The organism is Streptomyces sp. NPDC048514 (assembly GCF_043199955.1).
Lineage (GTDB): Bacteria > Actinomycetota > Actinomycetes > Streptomycetales > Streptomycetaceae > Streptomyces.
Window position 1 is genome coordinate 129,479 of sequence record NZ_JBICWT010000012.1, and the last position, 18,091, is coordinate 147,569.

The following is an 18,091-nucleotide window of genomic DNA, read 5'->3' on the forward strand; positions in this document are numbered from 1 at the left end:
CCCTCCGGTGCGACGCCGGACCGCGGCCTCGGTCCGGGGTGCCGTCCTCCACAGACTGCCTCGCGCCGTTGTCGTACGCGAGCCGTACTCTGGGGCCCATGCAGACCCCGGCGGACCGGCAGGACCGGCACGAGTACCCCGCCCACTGGGAGGCGGACGTGGTCCTGCGCGACGGTGGCACCGCGCGCATCCGGCCCATCACCGTCGATGACGCCGACCGCCTGGTCAGTTTCTACGAGCAGGTCTCGGACGAGTCGAAGTACTACCGCTTCTTCGCGCCGTACCCCAGGCTCTCCGCCAAGGACGTCCACCGCTTCACGCACCACGACTTCGTGGACCGGGTGGGACTCGCGGCCACCATCGGCGGCGAGTTCATCGCCACCGTACGCTACGACCGCATCGGGACCGACGGGATGCCCGCCTCCGCGCCCGCCGACGAGGCCGAGGTCGCCTTCCTGGTGCAGGACGGCCACCAGGGCCGCGGGGTCGCCTCCGCCCTGCTGGAGCACATCGCGGCCGTGGCGCGCGAGCGGGGGATCCGCCGCTTCGCCGCCGAGGTGCTGCCCGCCAACAGCAAGATGATCAAGGTGTTCACGGACGCCGGCTACACCCAGAAGCGCAGCTTCGAGGACGGTGTCGTACGCCTGGAGTTCGGCCTCGAACCGACCGACCGCTCCCTCGCCGTCCAGCGCGCGCGGGAGCAGCGCGCCGAGGGCCGCTCGGTACGACGGCTCCTCATGCCCGGCTCCGTGGCGGTCGTCGGGGTCGGCCGCGCCCCCGGCGGGGTGGGCCGCAGCATCCTCGGCAACCTCAGGGAGGCCGGCTACCCGGGCAGGCTGCACGCGGTGAACAGGGCCTTCCCCGAGGACCTCGACGAGGTCGAGGGGGTGCCGGCGTACCGCTCGGTGCGGGACATCGACGGACACGTGGACCTCGCCGTCGTCGCCGTACCCGCCGAGCACGTGCCCGCGGTGGTCGTCGAGTGCGGCGAGCACGGCGTTCAGGGGCTCGTCGTGCTCTCCGCCGGGTACGCCGAGAGCGGCACCGGGGGGCGGGAGCGGCAGCGGGCCCTCGTCCGGGCCGCGCGCGCGTACGGCATGCGGATCATCGGCCCGAACGCCTTCGGGGTCATCAACACCGCCCCCGACGTCCGGCTGAACGCCTCCCTCGCCCCGGAGATGCCCCGCCCCGGGCGCATCGGGCTGTTCGCCCAGTCCGGTGCCATCGGCATCGCCCTGCTGTCCCGGCTGCACAGGCGCGGCGGAGGAGTCACCGGGGTCACGGGCGTCTCCACCTTCGTCTCCGCAGGCAACCGCGCCGACGTCTCCGGCAACGACGTCCTGCAGTACTGGTACGACGACCCCGAGACCGACGTCGTCCTCATGTACCTGGAGTCCATCGGCAACCCCCGCAAGTTCACCCGGCTCGCCCGGCGGACGGCGGCGGCCAAGCCGCTGGTCGTGGTGCAGGGCACGGGGGCGGCGCCGCAGGGCCACGCCGTACGCGCGACGCGGCTGCCGCACGCGACCGTGTCCGCACTGCTCCGGCAGGCCGGGGTGATCCGGGTCGACACCATCACCGAACTGGTCGACGCCGGCCTGCTGCTCGCCCGGCAGCCGCTGCCCGCCGGGCCGCGCGTGGCCATCCTCGGCAACTCCGAGTCGCTGGGCGTCCTGACCTACGACCGCTGCCTCGCGGAGGGGCTGCGTCCGTCGCGACCGCTGGACCTGACGACCGCGGCGACGGCGGAGGACTTCCACCGGGCGCTCGCCGCCGCGCTGGCCGACGACACGAACGACGCCGTCGTCGTCACGGCCATCCCCGCGATCGGCGAGGGGTCGCCGGGGGACGCGGAGCTGGCGGAGGCGTTGCGGTCGGCCGCGGCGGCGGTCCCCGGCAAGCCGGTGCTGGTGGTGCACGTGGAGCTCGGAGGGCTCGCGGAGGCGCTGTCCGCCGCGGCCAGCACCGCCCCCCGGGCAGCCTGGAGAGCGGCGAACAGGGACGGCGGGCCGGGCGGCCCGCCGGCGGTCGGGGACGGCCGGCCGGCGGCGGCCGGGGCGGGGGCGGCCGGGGTGGGGGCGGAAGGGGCGGAGGCGGAAGGGGCGCCCGGTGCACCGGCCGTCGCGGTCGGTTCGCCTCCGGCCGAAGGCACCCGGCTCATCCCCGCCTACCCCGCCGCCGAGCGCGCCGTACGGGCTCTCGCCGAAGCCGTGAAGTACGCGCAGTGGCGGCGCGAGGCCGTCGACCCCGGGAAGGTACCGGAGTACGACGACATCGACGAGAAGGGTGCCGCACGGCTGATCGGTGAGCTGCTCGCGCGGGACGAGGGGCTCACCATCTCCGACGCGGAGACCTGCGAGTTGCTCGGCAGGTACGGCGTGCACGTGCGCCGGGCGTTCCCCGCTGCCACCCCGGACGCCGCCGCCGAGGCCGCCCGCACCCTCGGCTACCCGGTGGCCCTCAAGGCCACCGCCCCGCACCTGCGGCACCGCGCCGACCTCGGCGGCGTCCGCCTCGACCTCGCGGACGAGGAGCAACTGCGCCGCGCGTACGCCGAGTTGACCGAGCTGTTCGGTAAGCCGGAGGAGCTGCGGCCGGTGGTGCAGGGCATGGCACCCCGGGGCGTCGACACCGTCGTACGCGCGGTGATCGATCCGGCGGCCGGTGCCGTGCTGTCCTTCAGCCTGGCCGGTGCCGCCTCGCAGCTGCTCGGGGACATGGCGCACCGGCTGATCCCGGTCACCGACCGCGAGGCGACCTCGCTGGTGCGGTCGATCCGCACGGCGCCGCTGCTGTTCGGCTGGCGCGGTTCCACGCCCGTCGACACCCCCGCGCTGGAAGAACTGCTGCTGCGCGTCTCCCGGCTCGTGGACGATCACCCGGAGGTCGTCGCGGTCACCCTGGAGCCGGTCGTCGTCGCCCCGCGCGGCGTGAGCGTCCTCGGCGCCACCGTCCGGCTCGCGCCGCCGCCCGCCCGCGACGACCTCGGCCCGCGCACGCTGCCGGCCTACTGACCCGGCCCGGGACCGGCGAGACGGCTCGGCTCGCCCGGACGCACGGGCGGTCCCCGGTCCGTACGACTGGCCCGGACCGCCCCTGCCCACGGATTAAGATGGACGCCATGGCCAAGACCAGTACGACGACCCAGGGGCTGCGCGCGGCGATCGAGCGCAGCGGCTACTACCCGGCCCTCGTGGCCGAGGCGGTGGAGGCCGCCGTGGGCGGCGAGCCCGTCCGGTCGTACCTGGTCCACCAGGAGACGACGTTCGACCAGAACGAGGTGCGCCGGCACGTCACCGTGCTGGTCCTCACCGGCAACCGCTTCATCGTCAGCCACACCGACGAGCAGGCCGCCGACAGCACCTCACCGACGCCGTACGCCACCACCTCCACGGAGTCCGTGAAGCTCGGCCGGATCTCCTCCGTCGTGGTGAGCCGCGTGGTCGCGAATCCGGAGCAGTACAAGCCGGGCACGCTGCCCCGCGAAGTCGTGCTGACCATCGGCTGGGGCGCGGTCAGCCGCCTCGACCTGGAACCCGCCGCCTGCGGTGACCCGAACTGCGACGCCGACCACGGCTACACCGGCAGTTCCACGGCGGACGACCTCAGCCTGCGTGTCAGCGAGGCCGGGGACGGCCCGGAGACGGTGCGCCAGACGCTCGCGTTCGCGCAGGCCGTCTCGGAGGCGACCGCGGACCTCACGCGCTGATGTCCCAGCTCTCCGCCTGGGACCACCCGGAACCGCTCGCGCTGGACACCGCGCCGCTGCCCGAGTACGGCAGCGGCTCCCTCGCCGATCTGCTGCCCACCCTGGCCGCGGGAATGGGCGTGCCCGGTCTCACCCCGTCGATCGGGGAACTGACCGCGACCGACCGGGCCTGTGTCTTCCTCGTCGACGGGCTCGGCTGGGAGCAACTGCGGGCGCACCCCGACGAGGCGCCGTTCCTGAACTCCCTGCTGGGCACCTCCCGCGGCGCCACCGGCCGACCACTGACCGCCGGCTACCCGGCGACCACCGCGACCTCTCTGGCCTCCGTCGGCACCGGCCTGCCGCCGGGCGCCCACGGCCTGCCCGGGTACACCGTGCGCAATCCGGCCACCGGCGAGCTGATGAACCAGCTCCGCTGGCAGCCCTGGACCTCGCCGGGCCCCTGGCAGCCGTACCCCACCGTCTTCCAGCTGGCCCACGAGGCCGGTGTGCACGCCGCGCAGGTGTCGTCGCCCACGTTCGCGCAGACCCCGCTCACCAAGGTCGCGCTCAGCGGCGGCACCTTCCACGGCCGGCTGGCCGGCGAGGAGCGGATGGATCTCGCGGCCGAGCAACTGGCCGCCGGGGACCGCTCACTGGTGTACACGTACTACGCCGAACTGGACGGCGCAGGGCACCGCTACGGCATCGCCTCCGACACCTGGCGCGGCCAGCTCATGTACGTCGACCGGCTCGCCCAGCGCCTCGCCGAGCAACTGCCGCCGCGCAGCGCGCTCTACGTCACCGCCGACCACGGGATGGTCGACATCCCGTTCGACGAGGAACACCGGATCGACTTCGACACGGACTGGGAGCTGCGCGCCGGCGTCGCCCTGCTGGGCGGCGAGGGGCGGGCGCGGCACGTCTACGCGGTGCCCGGCGCCGAGAACGACGTGCTGACCGTCTGGCGCGAGGTGCTCGGTGAGCAGTTCTGGGTGGCCTCGCGGGACGAGGCGATCGAGGCCGGCTGGTTCGGCCCGCGCGTGGACGAGCGCGTGTACGCGCGGCTCGGGGACGTGCTCGCGGCCGCCCACGACGACGTCCTGATCACCGCGTCCGAGCGGGAGCCCAAGGAGTCGGCACTGGTCGGCAACCACGGTTCGATGACCCCTGCCGAGCAGCTCGTACCGCTGCTCGAAGTACGCTCCTGAACCGCCCTCCCCGCACGGCGACCCGCCGAACGACTCACCGAAAGGTGCTCAACCCCTCATGCCCGAGCTGGTGTTCTTCTCCGGAACGATGGACTGCGGGAAGTCGACGCTGGCTCTGCAGATCGAGCACAACCGCTCCGCGCGCGGTCTCGTCGGCGTGATCTTCACGCGGAACGACCGCGCCGGGGAGGGCAAGCTGTCCTCCCGGCTCGGGCTGGTCACCGACGCGGTGGAGGTCGCGGACGACCAGGACCTGTACGCCTCCCTGGTCGACCACCTCTCGCAGGGCCGCCGGGCGGACTACGTGATCGCGGACGAGGCGCAGTTCCTCACGCCCGGGCAGATCGACCAGCTCGCGCGCGTGGTGGACGATCTCGGGCTCGACGTGTACGCCTTCGGTATCACCACCGACTTCCGCTCCAAGTTGTTCCCCGGCTCGCAGCGGCTGGTGGAGCTGGCCGACCGCATCGAGGTGCTCCAGGTGGAGGCGCTGTGCTGGTGCGGCGCCCGGGCCACGCACAACGCCCGCACCATAGACGGCGCGATGGTGGTGGAGGGCGCCCAGGTGGTCGTCGGCGACGTCAACCAGTCCGCGGGCGAGGTCGGCTACGAGGTGCTGTGCCGCCGCCACCACCGGCGCCGGATGACGGCCGCGTCGGCCCGCGCGGCGGCCCTGTCGCCGGACGTCCTGCCCGTGTCACCGGCCTGAGAATCCACACCTCGACGGCGCACCGGCTCCCGGTGCACACCGGCAGCCCGACACCTCATCGGCTCCGCGACAGCGCACCCGTACCCGTTCCCGTACAGCGCACCCTTGCCCCGGCAGCGCGCACCGGACCCCGACGGCGCAGCCGGCCGGAGCGGCCGACCGCTCAGCGCGGGTCCTGGAGCACCGAGAACTCCGCTCCCTCCGGGTCCACCACCCTCGCCACCCGGCCGTGCGGGCTGTCGTGGGCCGGCCGCACGATCCGGCCGCCGAGATCCACCACCTGGCGCAGGGTCGCGTCGGCGTCGGCGACCTCGAAATACGTCTGCCAGTGCGAGCCACGGTCCCGGGGCAGCGCGTGGCCCACGCCGTGCAGGCCGGCCACCGGCCGACCGCCGAGGTGCAGCGTCACGTAGTCGAGGCCTGCGGCGACCACGGGCTCCTGCTCGTAGCCGAACACGGTGGCGTAGAACTTGGCGACACTCTCGGTCTCCAGGGTGAGCAGTTCGTTCCACACGGGTGTGCCGGGCACGCCGGTGATCGCCGTGCCGAGGTGAGCGCTCCTCTGCCAGATCCCGAACACCGACCCGGAGGGGTCCGAGGCGATGGCCAGCCGCCCGGCCTCGGCGGCGTCGAGCGGGCCGACCGCCACCGTGCCACCGCACAGCCGTACCGCGTCGGCCGTCTGGTCCACGTCGTTCGTCGCGAGGTACGGCGTCCAGGCGATCGGCAGCCGGCGATCCGGCGGCAGCTGGCCCATGCCCGCCACCTCCCGGCCGTCGAGCAGAGCCCGCACATACGGGCCGAGCTGCTGCGGGCCCGGCCGGAACTCCCACCCGAACAGTTCGGCGTAGAACTCCTCGGTGGCGGCCAGATCGTGCACCATCAGGCTCACCCAGCAGGGCTCGCCGGGCGCGCGCTGCGCGTACGGACCGGCCGATTCCCGTGCCTCGGTCATCGATCACTCTCTCCCCGGCCCCTTGCGGTGGCCGTGTCGCTTCCGCTCTCCGGAAGGGTGTCCACGCCGACCGCGTGTACGCCCGTGCCGGTGCCCGCATCCTCCACGGTGCCGGCCGCCCTGCCGCGCCGCGGCCCACCGGTGCCTCCGGGAGAATGCCCGAACCGCCCTGGTTCGCCGCTTCCTGGCGATGCCGACGGGTGTCCGCCGGCTGTACAGCATGTGCTCGATCCCATACGTCGCGTGATCGAGCCTGTCCGGCCGAGCAGAGTAGCCGTACCTGGACGCGGCGGCCACCCCTGGCGTATGGATGGACGCCATGAGAGCCATCATCACCGCAACCGAACTCGCCCATGAGCTGACCGGCTCGAACCCGCCCGTGCTGCTGGACGTCCGCTGGCAGCTGAGCCTGGCGCGGGCGGCGGGCGCGCCCGCCTTCGACGGACGGGCCGCCCATGCGGCCGGGCACATCCCGGGCGCGGTCTTCGTCGACCTGGACCGCGAGCTGGCCGCCCCGCCGGGGGCGAACGGCCGTCATCCCCTGCCGGACGTCGCGGAGTTCGGTGCGGCGATGCGCCGTGCGGGCGTGTCGTCGAGCCGGCCGGTCGTCGTCTACGACGGTGGGCAGGGCTGGGCGGCCGCGCGGGCGTGGTGGCTGCTGCGCTGGACGGGTCACCCGGACGTGCGGGTCCTGGACGGCGGGTTGCCGTCCTGGGAGGGCGAGCTGTCCACCGACGTCCCGGCCGGAGCCGAGGGCGACTTCACGCCCGTACCGGGTGCCGTGGGGCGGGTGGACGCGGACGGGGCGGCGGAGCTGGCCCGGACGGGCGTCCTGCTGGACGCGCGCGCGGGGGAGCGGTACCGCGGTGAGGTGGAGCCGATCGATCCGGTCGGCGGCCACATCCCGGGCGCGGTGTCGGCGCCGACGACGGAGAACGTGGGTCCCGACGGCCGCTTCCTGCCCGCGGCGGAACTGCAGGACCGCTTCAAGGCGCTGGGCGTGCGTGCGGACACCGAAGTGGGCGTGTACTGCGGTTCCGGTGTCTCCGGGGCCCATGAGGTGCTCGCGCTGGCCGTGGCGGGCATTCCGGCGGCGCTGTACGTCGGTTCCTGGTCCGAGTGGTCCGCGGACCCGTCCCGTCCGGTGGCGGTCGGCGCGGACCCGCAGTAGCGGCGCGTGAGAGGGGCGTGCGCGCCGGAGGGGGCACGCGTGCGTGCCCCCTCCGGCATGCCGTTTCGCAGCCGGCCCGTCACTCCTGCTTCTTGCGGCGCGTGCCGAACACGATCTCGTCCCAGCTGGGCACGGCGGCGCGGCGACCGGGACGGACGCCGTCGGCCTCGGCCTGCCGGTCGGTGGCTCCGACGAGGCGGTCGCGGTGGCTGCCGACCGAGCGGGGCATGAGGACGTCCGCGTACGCCGAGCCGGCCGATGCGGCAGGCGCCGGGGGCTCCTCCTCCGCGGGCTCCTCGACCAGTTCCTCCGGGGCCTCGGACGGGCGTTCCGGGACCACCAGATCGCCCCGGAAGCTCGGCACGGCCTCCAGCAGGCTGGTCAGCGAGTCGCGTTCGGCCGGGCTCTCTTCGAGCGGCTCGGACGGCTGCGCGGGCAGCCCGGGCCGGTCCCGGTCGATCCGTTCGAGGGCGCGGTCCATCGAACGCTCGCGCGGCAGCCGGGCGATGCGCGGGACGAACGGGAAGCTCGGCTCGGGCACGGCGAGGTCGTCGGACTCGCCGATGAGCGAGCGTGCCTCGTCGTCCACGGCCTGTACGAGCCGCCGGGGCGGGTCGTACGTCCACACCGCCGAGTGCGGTTCACCCGCGACCCGGTAGACGAGGAGCACCTCCCAGGTGCCGTCGTCGCGCCGCCAGGAGTCCCACTGCACGGTGTCCTTCTCGACGCCGCGCAGCAGCAGGCGCTCCTGGACGGCCTCGCCGAGCAGTGGGCCGGAGTTCTCGCCGGGACGGCGGACCGGGGTCTTGCGGGCGCGCTCGGCCATGAAGGCGCGTTCGGCGAGGACCGGGCCCTCGAAGCGCCGCACCCGGTCGACGGGGATGCCGGCGAGCTGTGCCACCTCTTCCGCCGTGGCACCCGCACGTATACGCGCCTGGATGTCACGGGGCCGGAGATGGCTCTCGACCTCGATCTCGATCTGGCCGAGCCGGGGACGGTCGCCGCGCACGGCGGCACGCAGCCGCTCGTCGATCGGAAGTGTGTACTCCGTAGAGTCGGCAGCCTTGAGCACCAGTCGTGTGCCGTCATTCGAGACGGCCACGACACGCAGTTCGGGCATGGGGACCTCCCGGGTGGTGCCTGCCGACGTCACGTGCGTCGCTGCTTCCGCTAGTCGAGTGTGGCCTGCCCGGGTGCAGCCTGCCACAACCTTGCCGAGTTGCCCGGCGTGTCGGGCACGGGCCCTGGGACGCCGTTATGGCACGGTTACCTGTTCGCAACGCTAAGTGACCAAATTCGTCACCCTGTGCAACTAGCCCCCCTCCCGGCGGTCCTGGAAGGCCGCGGACACCCTGGTGGGGGACCGGACCCAGGGCTCGCAACAGTACTCCATTCGGACCACGTGCGTGGATCGGCGCGCCGCTCAACTTGTTGCAGCGGATGGGACTTGACTGTCCGCAACCGGTTTCTCCGAACACGATCGTGGCGAACTTCACGCAATCCCCCGAAACGGAACTAATGGTTTCGTTCGCACGTCCCTCTCTCGTGCAGCCGATGGATCAGCGCCGTCGAGCAAGTCGTCGAGCACGGGAGAGGCAGGCAGGTTCCGGGTATGCGTGAGACGCCCGATGCGGGTCGCAAGCGGATCGACCTGAACGTCCCTCAGGTCGCGGGCGGTGCCCTTGCGGCGGTCGTCGCGGCCAAACTGGCCTCGTACTTCGGGGTGTACGGCACGATCCTCGGTGCCGGCGTGGTCAGTGTGGTGGCGACCTGCGGCGGCACGGTGTTCCAGCACTTCTTCAAGCGGACCGGGGAGCAGCTGAAGGAGCGGTCCACGGTTCCCGCCCGGCCGAGGGGACGGCAGGCACCGCCGCCCGGCCGGTTCGGCGAGTCCGACGAGTTCGACGAGTCCGGCGGGCCGGGTGAGTTCGGCAGGTTCGACGAGTCCGGCAGGTCCGGTGAGTTCGGTGAGGGCACCGTCTACCGCGCGCGGGTGAGGAGCCGGCGGCGCCCGGTGGTCGCGGCCGCCGTCGTCTTCGGCGTCACCATGGCCGGCATCACCGGGTACGAGCTGGCGTCGGGCAGCAGCTTCGACGGCGGTCAGGGCACCACGATGAGCGACGCCGTCACCGGCCGCCACTCCTCCCCTTCGAAGTCCGGCACCGGTGGGCCCGGTTCACCGGCACCCGGCTCCTCCCGGTCCGGCGGCGGCTCGCCGTCCCCGGCGCCCTCCCGGACGCCGGGCGGGCAGCGGTCCGGGTCCGGCGAGGGCGCGAGCGGCGGGGCGACGCCCACGCCGGGCGACTCCGCCGGGACGGGGCCGAGCGACGGCCCGAGTCCTTCGGCGACCCCCACGCCCGGCACCTCCGCCGCGACGCCTACGCCCCCAGAACCCTCCGCAAGTAGTCGTTCTGGAACAGCCGATCCGGATCGAGACGGTCCCGCAGCGCCGTGAACTCGGCGAAGCGCGGATACACCCGGGCGAAGTAGTCGGCGTCCCGCGTGTGCACCTTGCCCCAGTGCGGCCGGCCCTCGTGCGCGGCGAGGATGCGCTCGGCGGCGGTGAAGTAGGCCTGGTACGGCGTGCCCCGGAACATGTGCACGGCGATGTAGGCGCTGTCCCGGCCGGAGGCGGTGGACAGGGTGATGTCGTCGGCCGGGGCGGTGCGCACCTCCACCGGGAAGCTGACGCGCAGGCCCGACCGCTCGATCATGGTCCGCAGCTCGCGCAGGGCGTCCGTCAGGGCCGCGCGCGGGACGGCGTACTCCATCTCGACGAAGCGCACCCGGCGCGGCGAGGTGAAGACCCGGTACGGGATGTCGGTGTACGTCCGCGCGGACAGGGCCCTGCTGGAGACCCGCGCGATCGCCGGGACGGCGGCGGGGGCGGCGCGGCCGGCCCACTGGGCCACCTGGAAGACGCCGTTGGAGAGGAACTCGTCCTCGATCCAGCCGGCCAGCCTCCCTACGGGCTGCTCGGGTCCGGCGCTGCGGTTGTTGCGCTTGGTGTTGGTGTTGCCGGTGTGCGGGAACCAGTAGAACTCGAAGTGCTCGTTCTCCGCCCACAGTTGATCGAACTCGGCGATGACCCGGTCGAAGGGCATCGGTTCCTCGCGTGCCGTGAGCAGGAACAGGGGCTCCACGGCGAAGGTGATCGCGGTGATGACGCCGAGGGCGCCGAGGCCCGTCCGGGCGGCCGCGAAGACCTCGGGATTCTCCTTCTCGGAACAGCCGAGCACGGAGCCGTCCGCCGTGACGAGTTCGAGCCCCCGGATCTGCGCGGCGATCGAGCCGGACTCGCGGCCCGTGCCGTGCGTGCCGGTGCTGACGGCCCCGGAGACGGTCTGCTCCATGATGTCGCCCATGTTGGTGAGCGAGAGGCCCTCGCGCGCGAGAGCGGCGTTGAGCCTCTTCAGCGGAGTGCCCGCCTCCACCGTGACCGTCATGGATTCCCGGTCGATGTCACGTATACCGGTCAAGAGTTGAGGGCGGATCAGCACACCGTCGGTGGCGGCTATCGCGGTGAAGGAGTGCCCGGTGCCGACCGGTTTCACCCTCAGGCCGTCCTCGCGGGCCCGCCGCACCGCCGCGGCCAGTTCCTCCACGGAGGCCGGTGCGACCTGCCGGGCGGGCCGGGCGGAGACGTTGCCGCCCCAGTTACGCCAGGTGCCGTTCTTCCCGTTCGCTGTGCTGCTCAACGGTGCCTCCCCGCCCCGCGGCCGGCCTGCGCAGCCGGCGGTACCCGAGGAAACCGACCGCGATCGCGACGGCCCCGGACACGGCCGGAACCCCGTACCCGGCCCGCGCACCGGCTGCGTCGATCATCCAGCCGGCCACGGAGGAGCCGAGCGCGACACCGACCGCGAGGCCGGTGCTCACCCAGGTCATGCCCTCGGTGAGCTTCGCGCGAGGTACGTGCTCTTCGATGAGGGACATCGTCGTGATCATCGTCGGCGCGATGGCCAGCCCCGCAACGAACAGCGCCACGGCCAGAAGCGGCAGGTTTCCGACCAGTAGGAGGGGGATCATACTCACGGCCATCGCCGCCACGCCCAGCAGCCAGCGGCGTTCCGGCGCCCCGGCGAACCGCAGCAGCCCGAAGACGACGCCGGCCGCACAGGAGCCGGCCGCGTACACGGCGAGGACCAGGCTCGCCGCGCCCTTGTGGCCGCGCTCGTCGGCGAAGGCGACGGTGACCACGTCCACCGAGCCGAAGATCGCGCCGGTCGCCACGAACGTGGCCACCAGCACCTGGAGCGCGGTCGAGCGCAGGGCGCTGCCCCCACCCTCGCCGTCGCCGTCGCGCGGGTGCGGTGCGGGTTCGGTCGCGCGCTGGGCGGTGAGCCAGAAGACGCCCGCCGCGAGGAAGCAGGCGGCCAGCAGGGGCCCCGCCTCCGGGAACCAGGCCGTGGACAGCCCTATCGAGACGATCGGGCCGAAGATGAAGCAGACCTCGTCGACGACCGACTCGAACGAGTACGCGGTGTGCAGCTTCGGAGTGCCCCGGTACAGCGCCGCCCAGCGGGCCCGGATCATGGCGCCCAGGCTCGGCACCGCGCCGATCCCGGCCGCGGAGACGAACAGCGTCCAGTCCGGCCACCGGAAGTGCGCGGCGAGCAGCAGCCCGGCTCCGGCGACGAGTGCCACCAGGGTCGCCGGGCGCAGCACCCGGCGCTGTCCGTGCCGGTCCACCAGCCGGGATATCTGCGGCCCGATCGCCGCCGCGGACAGCGCGATGGTGGCCGACAGCCCGCCCGCGAGCCCGTACCTCCCGGTGATCTGGGAGATCATCGTGACCACGCCGATGCCCATCATCGACAGCGGCATCCGGCCGAGGAGGCCGGCGGCGGAGAAGGCCTTGGTGCCGGGTGCGGTGAACAGGGCTCTGTAGGGGCTGGGCACAGGGTCTCCGAGGCGACTCAGTAAGGCGCGAATGCGGCTGATACAGCTTACGAGTTAGGACACCCTTATTGCACCAGGATTTCCGGGGGAAAAACCGGAATAAACCATCGGGAACTCGACTCTTCATCCTGCCGTTGCCCGGCTGTCGGTACCGAATGGCAGGATCGAGACATGCCTGACGCGCTCGATGCCACTCCGTACGACGCCCTGCTCCTGCTCTCCTTCGGCGGCCCCGAAGCCCCGGACGACGTGGTTCCGTTCCTGGAGAACGTCACGCGCGGACGAGGCATCCCGAAGGAACGCCTGAAGGAGGTCGGGCAGCACTACTTCCTCTTCGGCGGGGTCAGCCCCATCAACGACCAGAACCGCGCCCTGCTGGACGCCCTGCGCAAGGACTTCGCCGAGCACGGCCTGGACCTGCCGGTCTACTGGGGCAACCGCAACTGGGCGCCGTACCTGACGGACACCCTGCGTGAGATGGCCGCCGACGGCCGCCGCCGCATCCTGGTGCTCGCCACCAGCGCGTACGCGTCCTACTCGGGCTGCCGCCAGTACCGCGAGAACCTCGCCGACGCGCTGGCCGCCCTGGAGTCCGAGGGTGTCCGGCCGCCGAGGATCGACAAGCTGCGGCACTACTTCAACCACCCCGGCTTCGTGGAGCCCATGGCCGACGGCGTGCTGCGCTCCCTGGCCGACCTCCCCGAGGACGTCCGCGACGGCGCCCACATCGCCTTCACCACCCACTCCATCCCGACCGCCGCCGCCGACACGTCCGGCCCCGTCGAGGCCCACGGCGAGGGCGGCGCCTACGTCGAGCAGCACCTGGAGGTGGCCCAGCTGATCGCCGACGCCGTCCGTGCGCGCACCGGCGTCGACCACCCCTGGCGGCTCGTCTACCAGTCCCGCTCGGGCGCCCCGCACATCCCCTGGCTGGAGCCCGACATCTGCGACCACCTCGAGGAGCGGCACGCCGCCGGTGTCCCGGCCGTCGTCATGGCCCCGATCGGCTTCGTCTCCGACCACATGGAGGTCCTCTACGACCTCGACACCGAGGCCCTGGCCAAGGCCGGCGAGCTGGGCCTGCCGGTGCGCCGTTCGGCCACCGTGGGCGCCGACCCGCGGTTCGCCGCCGCCGTCCGCGAGCTGATCATGGAACGTTCGGCGGTGGAACGCGGCCTGCGGGTCACGCCCTGTGCCCTGGGCACCCTCGGCCCCAGCCACGACCTCTGCCCGGTCGGCTGCTGCCCCGCCCGTACGCCCCGTCCGGCCGCCGCCGGCGCCGACAGCCCCTACGCGTGAGGAGACCCGTGACCGACGCACTGCACCGGGACCTGCTCGAGCTGGCCCAGGAGGCCGCACGCCGTGCCGGCGAGCTTTTGCGGGACGGCCGCCCGGCCGACCTGGCCGTCGCCCGGACCAAGTCCAGCCCGGTCGACGTCGTCACCGAGATGGACATCGCGGCGGAGAAGCTGATCACCGACCTGATCACCGCGCACCGGCCGGACGACGGGTTCCTCGGCGAGGAGGGGGCCTCCGTCGAGGGCACGAGCGGTGTCCGGTGGGTGATCGACCCGCTCGACGGCACCGTCAACTACCTGTACGGGCTGCCGACCTGGGGGGTGTCCATCGCCGCCGAGCGGGACGGGGAGACGGTCGTCGGGGTGGTCGCGGCGCCGATGCGCGGCGAGACGTACCACGCCGTGCGCGGCGGCGGCGCATGGGCCACGGGCGCGTGGGAGGCGGAGCGGGCGCTCGGCTGCCGCCCCGCGCCCCCGCTGGACCAGGCCCTGGTCTCCACGGGCTTCAACTACGTCGCCGGGGTCCGCGCCCACCAGGCCGAGGTGGCCGGGCGGCTCATCCCGCTGCTGCGGGACATCCGGCGCGGTGGTTCGGCGGCGATCGACCTGTGCGACGTGGCCTGCGGCCGGCTCGACGGGTACTACGAGCGGGGCCTCAACGCGTGGGACTACACGGCGGGTGACCTGATCGCCCGGGAAGCCGGCGCGCTGACCGGTGGACGGCCCGCACAGCGGCCTTCGCGGGAGCTGACGGTCGCGGGTGCCCCGGGGGTCTTCGAGCCGCTCCAGAGGCTGCTGGAGGACTTCGGGGCGTGGCACGACTAGGGCGGCCCGCCCGGCAGATCGTGCCGCCCCCGAAGGGCGGCCGGGAATAGCGGGACAGGCCCTGGACCACGCCGGCCCCGGGCCGGACGCAAAGGGACCCCGGCGCTGGATTCGCCGGGGTCCCTTCTTGCGCTTTCGGCCGATCAGACGCGTGACGCGCCGACTTCCACACCATGTTCGGCGGCGAGGCGGCGCAGGTCGTCGAGCTCGGCCTGCTCCACTTCGGCGAGGAAGTCGTCGCCCTCGTCACGAGCCCGCGACAGGTCGGACTCGGTCGCCCTTATGCGCTGCAGAAGTCCTGCGGTGAAAGCGTCCATGCTGCGCCCCCTCGTCCAGGGTCGTGGGTGGGTGGCACGGGGGTGTGCCGGTTGAGAAGGGGCGATCACGTCTCGCGGATGCCCGGCGCAGCCGTGCCGGGCGGCGACGGTGCCGGACACCCACGCCCGCTCTGCGGAAGCGGATGGCGGAGTACCGCATGGTGCTGCGGCACATGCAGAGCGTGATCGCGGGTGTAAAGCGGTCCTCCCCCCGCTTTCTTTCCCGGAAACCTCAACCGGCGGAGAAAATCTCGCATTCCCGCCCCGGAGACCCGCTCGCCGCGGGCCCGTATCCCGTCTTACAGCCGACTTACGGCCGAAAAGGGCAGGATGGAGGCCACACCCCACGAACAGGCCTGCCCGCACGCGCCCAGCGCGCGCTACGCGGGTGGACAGAGGAAGGACAAGCGACGTGCGCGTACTCGTCGTCGAGGACGAGCAACTGCTCGCCGATGCGGTGGCCACCGGACTCCGCCGGGAGGCCATGGCCGTCGACGTCGTGTACGACGGTGCGGCCGCCCTGGAACGCATCGGCGTCAACGACTACGACGTGGTCGTCCTCGACCGCGACCTCCCGCTCGTGCACGGCGACGACGTCTGCCGCAGGATCGTCGAGCTGGGCATGCCCACGCGCGTGCTCATGCTCACCGCCTCCGGCGACGTCAGCGACCGCGTCGAGGGCCTGGAGATCGGCGCCGACGACTATCTGCCCAAGCCGTTCGCGTTCAGCGAGCTGATCGCGCGCGTGCGCGCCCTCGGCCGCCGCACGAGCGTGCCGCTGCCCCCGGTCCTGGAGCGGGCCGGCATCAAGCTCGACCCCAACCGCCGCGAGGTCTTCCGGGACGGCAAGGAGGTCCAGCTCGCGCCGAAGGAGTTCGCGGTGCTGGAGGTGCTGATGCGCAGCGAGGGTGCGGTGGTCTCGGCCGAGCAGCTGCTGGAGAAGGCCTGGGACGAGAACACCGACCCGTTCACCAACGTGGTGCGCGTGACGGTGATGACCCTGCGCCGCAAGCTGGGCGAGCCGCCCGTCATCGTGACGGTCCCCGGCTCCGGCTACCGGATCTGATCCGCCGTGGCGGCCACCCCCGCGCCCCCGCAGGCGCCACCGAAGCCCACCTGGGACCCCAGGCGGCCGCAGCCCCCCTTCCCGTGGCTGCGCCCCACCATCCGCATACGCCTCACCCTGCTGTACGGCGGCATGTTCCTGATCGCCGGCATCCTGCTGCTTTCGATCATGTACCTGCTCGCCGCGCAGGCGATCAGCACCGGAAATCAGCCGCTGTTCAAGATCGTCGGCTATCAGGAGCTGAAGGTCTCCAGCGGCAACTGCCCGGCGATCAACACCACCCGCCTGTCGCTGTCGGACTTCAACGACGCGATCGCGCACTGCGTCGACCAGCAGCGCCAGGCGGCCCTGGACAACCTGCTCAGCCGCTCGCTGCTGGCCCTGCTGGGCCTCGCCGTGATCGCCTTCGCGTTCGGCTACGCGATGGCCGGCCGGGTGCTGTCCCCGCTCGGCCGGATCACCCGCACCGCCCGTCAGGTGGCCGGTTCCGACCTGTCCCGCCGGATCGAGCTGGACGGCCCGGACGACGAGCTGAAGGAGCTGGCGGACACCTTCGACGACATGCTGGAGCGTCTGCAGCGGGCCTTCACCGCCCAGCAGCGCTTCGTCGGCAACGCCTCCCACGAGCTGCGCACGCCGCTGGCGATCAACCGCACGCTGCTGGAGGTGCATCTGTCCGACCCGAACGCTCCGGTGGAGCTGCAGCAGCTCGGCAAGACGCTGCTGGCCACCAACGAGCGCAGCGAGCAGCTGGTCGAGGGCCTGCTGCTGCTCGCCCGCAGCGACAACCAGATCGTCGAGCGGGGGCCCGTCGACCTGGCCGAGGTGGCCACCCAGGCCGTCGACCAGGTGCATGGCGAGGCCGAGGCCAAGGGCGTGAAGATCCGCGGGGAGCGCCGGCCCGCCGTGGTGCAGGGCAACGGCGTGCTGCTGGAGCGGATCGCGCTGAACCTCGTGCAGAACGCGGTGCGCTACAACGTGCGGGAGGACGGCTGGGTCGAGGTGGAGACCGAGGTCGAGCACGGCCAGGCGGTGCTCACCGTCGCGAACACCGGTCCGGTGGTCCCGGCGTACGAGATCGACAACCTTTTCGAGCCCTTCAGGCGGCTCCGTACGGAGCGCACGGGCAGCGACAAGGGCGTGGGTCTGGGCCTGTCCATCGTCCGGTCCGTGGCCCGCGCGCACGGCGGCCACATCGTCGCGCGGCCTCGCGAAGGCGGTGGACTCGTGATGCGTGTCACCCTGCCGTTGTGACCGGAAACCGACACACGCGGAGGATGTTCGCTCGGCGCGGAATTTTCCAGGTGCCGAACGAGGTTGTCGTTGTGTGATCGATCACATGGACAGATTTCTCGCCATGTACTCAGCGTGATCATGATGCATGGTGGAAAGCCGGGAAAGTCCTGGTTTTCAGGGCTCTTGATCACGGGAAGTACACGGGGAGGCGCCTTTGAGGTGCGGCATTCGAACCGTGTACGGTCCTCACCGCCATCCAAGCCGATCACTCCAGGGAGATCGGGTTGGGTGTCGATTGAGTAACAGACCTTGATGTGAGGCAAAATCTCCGCCTCAGGTCGGGCACAAGTCCGGCCTCTCACGCGTTACGTGCGCTGGAGACACCGCAGACACCCAGAGGGGGAGAGCGACTATGGCAACCGATTACGACACTCCACGCAAGACCGACGACGACGTCGACTCGGACAGCCTTGAAGAGCTGAAGGCCCGGCGGAACGACAAGTCCACCTCGGCGGTGGACGTCGACGAGTTCGAGGCCGCGGAAGGCCTCGAACTTCCCGGCGCCGACCTGTCGAACGAGGAACTGGCCGTTCGGGTGCTGCCCAAGCAGCAGGACGAGTTCACCTGCATGAGCTGCTTCCTGGTGCACCACCGCAGCCAGCTGGCCCGCGAGAAGAACGGTCAGCCGATCTGCCGCGACTGCGACTGAGGAC

General features: G+C 72.4%; 16 protein-coding genes. 11 read left to right on the plus strand and 5 right to left on the minus strand.

Going from position 1 to position 18,091, the window contains the following annotated elements; translation table 11 throughout:
* The first annotated feature begins 98 nt into the window (after positions 1-98).
* The 4 genes from ACGFT2_RS26425 (at position 99) to ACGFT2_RS26440 (ending at position 5,608) form a co-directional block, all read left to right on the plus strand.
* Positions 99-3,014, plus strand: a complete 2,916-nt coding sequence (locus ACGFT2_RS26425) for a GNAT family N-acetyltransferase (RefSeq protein ID WP_393282458.1) — start codon at positions 99-101, stop codon at positions 3,012-3,014.
* Between the two features lie 98 nt (positions 3,015-3,112).
* Positions 3,113-3,709: a DUF5998 family protein gene (locus ACGFT2_RS26430; RefSeq protein ID WP_393282461.1), complete on the plus strand. Its 597-nt coding sequence runs from the start codon at positions 3,113-3,115 to the stop codon at positions 3,707-3,709.
* Positions 3,709-4,899, plus strand: coding sequence for an alkaline phosphatase family protein (locus tag ACGFT2_RS26435; protein WP_393282464.1), 1,191 nt, complete (start codon positions 3,709-3,711; stop codon positions 4,897-4,899). The genes ACGFT2_RS26430 and ACGFT2_RS26435 overlap by 1 nt, the downstream gene beginning before the upstream one ends.
* Before the next feature lie 58 nt (positions 4,900-4,957).
* The gene (locus ACGFT2_RS26440) at positions 4,958-5,608 is read left to right on the plus strand and encodes a thymidine kinase (RefSeq protein WP_393282467.1); all 651 of its coding nucleotides are present in this window, start codon (positions 4,958-4,960) and stop codon (positions 5,606-5,608) included.
* Between the two features lie 163 nt (positions 5,609-5,771).
* Here the strand turns inward: ACGFT2_RS26440 and ACGFT2_RS26445 are convergent, their stop codons facing one another.
* On the minus strand, positions 5,772-6,563 hold the full coding sequence (locus ACGFT2_RS26445) for a VOC family protein (RefSeq protein WP_393282470.1): 792 nt from the start codon (positions 6,561-6,563) through the stop codon (positions 5,772-5,774).
* Between the two features lie 319 nt (positions 6,564-6,882).
* On the opposite strand from ACGFT2_RS26445, the gene ACGFT2_RS26450 reads away from it, so the two are divergent.
* Positions 6,883-7,734, plus strand: a complete 852-nt coding sequence (locus ACGFT2_RS26450; RefSeq protein ID WP_393282473.1) for a sulfurtransferase — start codon at positions 6,883-6,885, stop codon at positions 7,732-7,734.
* A 79-nt stretch (positions 7,735-7,813) separates the two neighbouring features.
* Here the strand turns inward: ACGFT2_RS26450 and sepH are convergent, their stop codons facing one another.
* Positions 7,814-8,854 carry a septation protein SepH gene (gene sepH / locus ACGFT2_RS26455; protein WP_393282475.1) on the minus strand — a complete coding sequence of 347 codons (1,041 nt, stop codon included), beginning with the start codon at positions 8,852-8,854 and terminating at the stop codon, positions 7,814-7,816.
* 492 nt (positions 8,855-9,346) lie between these two features.
* On the opposite strand from sepH, the gene ACGFT2_RS26460 reads away from it, so the two are divergent.
* A complete protein-coding gene (locus ACGFT2_RS26460; protein WP_393282478.1) occupies positions 9,347-10,189 on the plus strand; it encodes a hypothetical protein in 843 nt (280 codons plus the stop codon).
* Here the strand turns inward: ACGFT2_RS26460 and ACGFT2_RS26465 are convergent.
* Both ACGFT2_RS26465 and ACGFT2_RS26470 read right to left on the minus strand, forming a co-directional pair.
* Entirely contained in the window at positions 10,113-11,432 is a 1,320-nt protein-coding gene (locus ACGFT2_RS26465) for a D-arabinono-1,4-lactone oxidase (RefSeq protein WP_393282480.1), read from the minus strand. The two genes, ACGFT2_RS26460 and ACGFT2_RS26465, sit on opposite strands and share 77 nt — an antisense overlap.
* Positions 11,392-12,636, minus strand: coding sequence for an MFS transporter (locus tag ACGFT2_RS26470; RefSeq protein ID WP_393282483.1), 1,245 nt, complete (start codon positions 12,634-12,636; stop codon positions 11,392-11,394). The genes ACGFT2_RS26465 and ACGFT2_RS26470 overlap by 41 nt, the downstream gene beginning before the upstream one ends.
* A 171-nt stretch (positions 12,637-12,807) precedes the next feature.
* Between ACGFT2_RS26470 and ACGFT2_RS26475 the strand changes: the two genes are divergently transcribed.
* Together ACGFT2_RS26475 and ACGFT2_RS26480 are read left to right on the plus strand one after the other, a co-directional pair.
* Entirely contained in the window at positions 12,808-13,935 is a 1,128-nt protein-coding gene (locus ACGFT2_RS26475; protein ID WP_393282485.1) for a ferrochelatase, read from the plus strand.
* Positions 13,936-13,943: 8 nt separating this feature from the next.
* A complete protein-coding gene (locus tag ACGFT2_RS26480; RefSeq protein ID WP_393282488.1) occupies positions 13,944-14,759 on the plus strand; it encodes an inositol monophosphatase family protein in 816 nt (271 codons plus the stop codon).
* A 143-nt stretch (positions 14,760-14,902) separates the two neighbouring features.
* On the opposite strand, the gene ACGFT2_RS26485 is transcribed toward ACGFT2_RS26480, so the two are convergent.
* Positions 14,903-15,076, minus strand: coding sequence for a hypothetical protein (locus ACGFT2_RS26485; protein ID WP_186581674.1), 174 nt, complete (start codon positions 15,074-15,076; stop codon positions 14,903-14,905).
* A 412-nt stretch (positions 15,077-15,488) separates the two neighbouring features.
* On the opposite strand from ACGFT2_RS26485, the gene ACGFT2_RS26490 reads away from it, so the two are divergent.
* The 3 genes from ACGFT2_RS26490 to ACGFT2_RS26500 all read left to right on the plus strand — a co-directional run bounded on the left by ACGFT2_RS26490 (position 15,489) and on the right by ACGFT2_RS26500 (position 18,087).
* The gene (locus ACGFT2_RS26490; protein WP_007387794.1) at positions 15,489-16,142 is read left to right on the plus strand and encodes a response regulator transcription factor; all 654 of its coding nucleotides are present in this window, start codon (positions 15,489-15,491) and stop codon (positions 16,140-16,142) included.
* A 6-nt stretch (positions 16,143-16,148) separates the two neighbouring features.
* Positions 16,149-17,396 carry a sensor histidine kinase gene (locus ACGFT2_RS26495; protein ID WP_393282490.1) on the plus strand — a complete coding sequence of 416 codons (1,248 nt, stop codon included), beginning with the start codon at positions 16,149-16,151 and terminating at the stop codon, positions 17,394-17,396.
* 394 nt (positions 17,397-17,790) lie between these two features.
* A complete protein-coding gene (locus ACGFT2_RS26500; RefSeq protein ID WP_005481602.1) occupies positions 17,791-18,087 on the plus strand; it encodes a DUF4193 domain-containing protein in 297 nt (98 codons plus the stop codon).
* Positions 18,088-18,091: the final 4 nt, after the last annotated feature.

What these genes read in the sequence shown, in the direction of transcription:
- ACGFT2_RS26425 (WP_393282458.1), top strand. Translation starts at nt 99, where the DNA reads ATGCAGACCCCGGCGGACCGGCAGGACCGGCACGAGTACCCCGCCCAC.
- ACGFT2_RS26430 (WP_393282461.1), top strand. Translation starts at nt 3,113, where the DNA reads ATGGACGCCATGGCCAAGACCAGTACGACGACCCAGGGGCTGCGCGCG.
- ACGFT2_RS26435 (WP_393282464.1), top strand. Translation starts at nt 3,709, where the DNA reads ATGTCCCAGCTCTCCGCCTGGGACCACCCGGAACCGCTCGCGCTGGAC.
- ACGFT2_RS26440 (WP_393282467.1), top strand. Translation starts at nt 4,958, where the DNA reads ATGCCCGAGCTGGTGTTCTTCTCCGGAACGATGGACTGCGGGAAGTCG.
- ACGFT2_RS26445 (WP_393282470.1), bottom strand. Translation starts at nt 6,563, where the DNA reads ATGACCGAGGCACGGGAATCGGCCGGTCCGTACGCGCAGCGCGCGCCC.
- ACGFT2_RS26450 (WP_393282473.1), top strand. Translation starts at nt 6,883, where the DNA reads ATGAGAGCCATCATCACCGCAACCGAACTCGCCCATGAGCTGACCGGC.
- sepH (WP_393282475.1), bottom strand. Translation starts at nt 8,854, where the DNA reads ATGCCCGAACTGCGTGTCGTGGCCGTCTCGAATGACGGCACACGACTG.
- ACGFT2_RS26460 (WP_393282478.1), top strand. Translation starts at nt 9,347, where the DNA reads ATGCGTGAGACGCCCGATGCGGGTCGCAAGCGGATCGACCTGAACGTC.
- ACGFT2_RS26475 (WP_393282485.1), top strand. Translation starts at nt 12,808, where the DNA reads ATGCCTGACGCGCTCGATGCCACTCCGTACGACGCCCTGCTCCTGCTC.
- ACGFT2_RS26485 (WP_186581674.1), bottom strand. Translation starts at nt 15,076, where the DNA reads ATGGACGCTTTCACCGCAGGACTTCTGCAGCGCATAAGGGCGACCGAG.
- ACGFT2_RS26500 (WP_005481602.1), top strand. Translation starts at nt 17,791, where the DNA reads ATGGCAACCGATTACGACACTCCACGCAAGACCGACGACGACGTCGAC.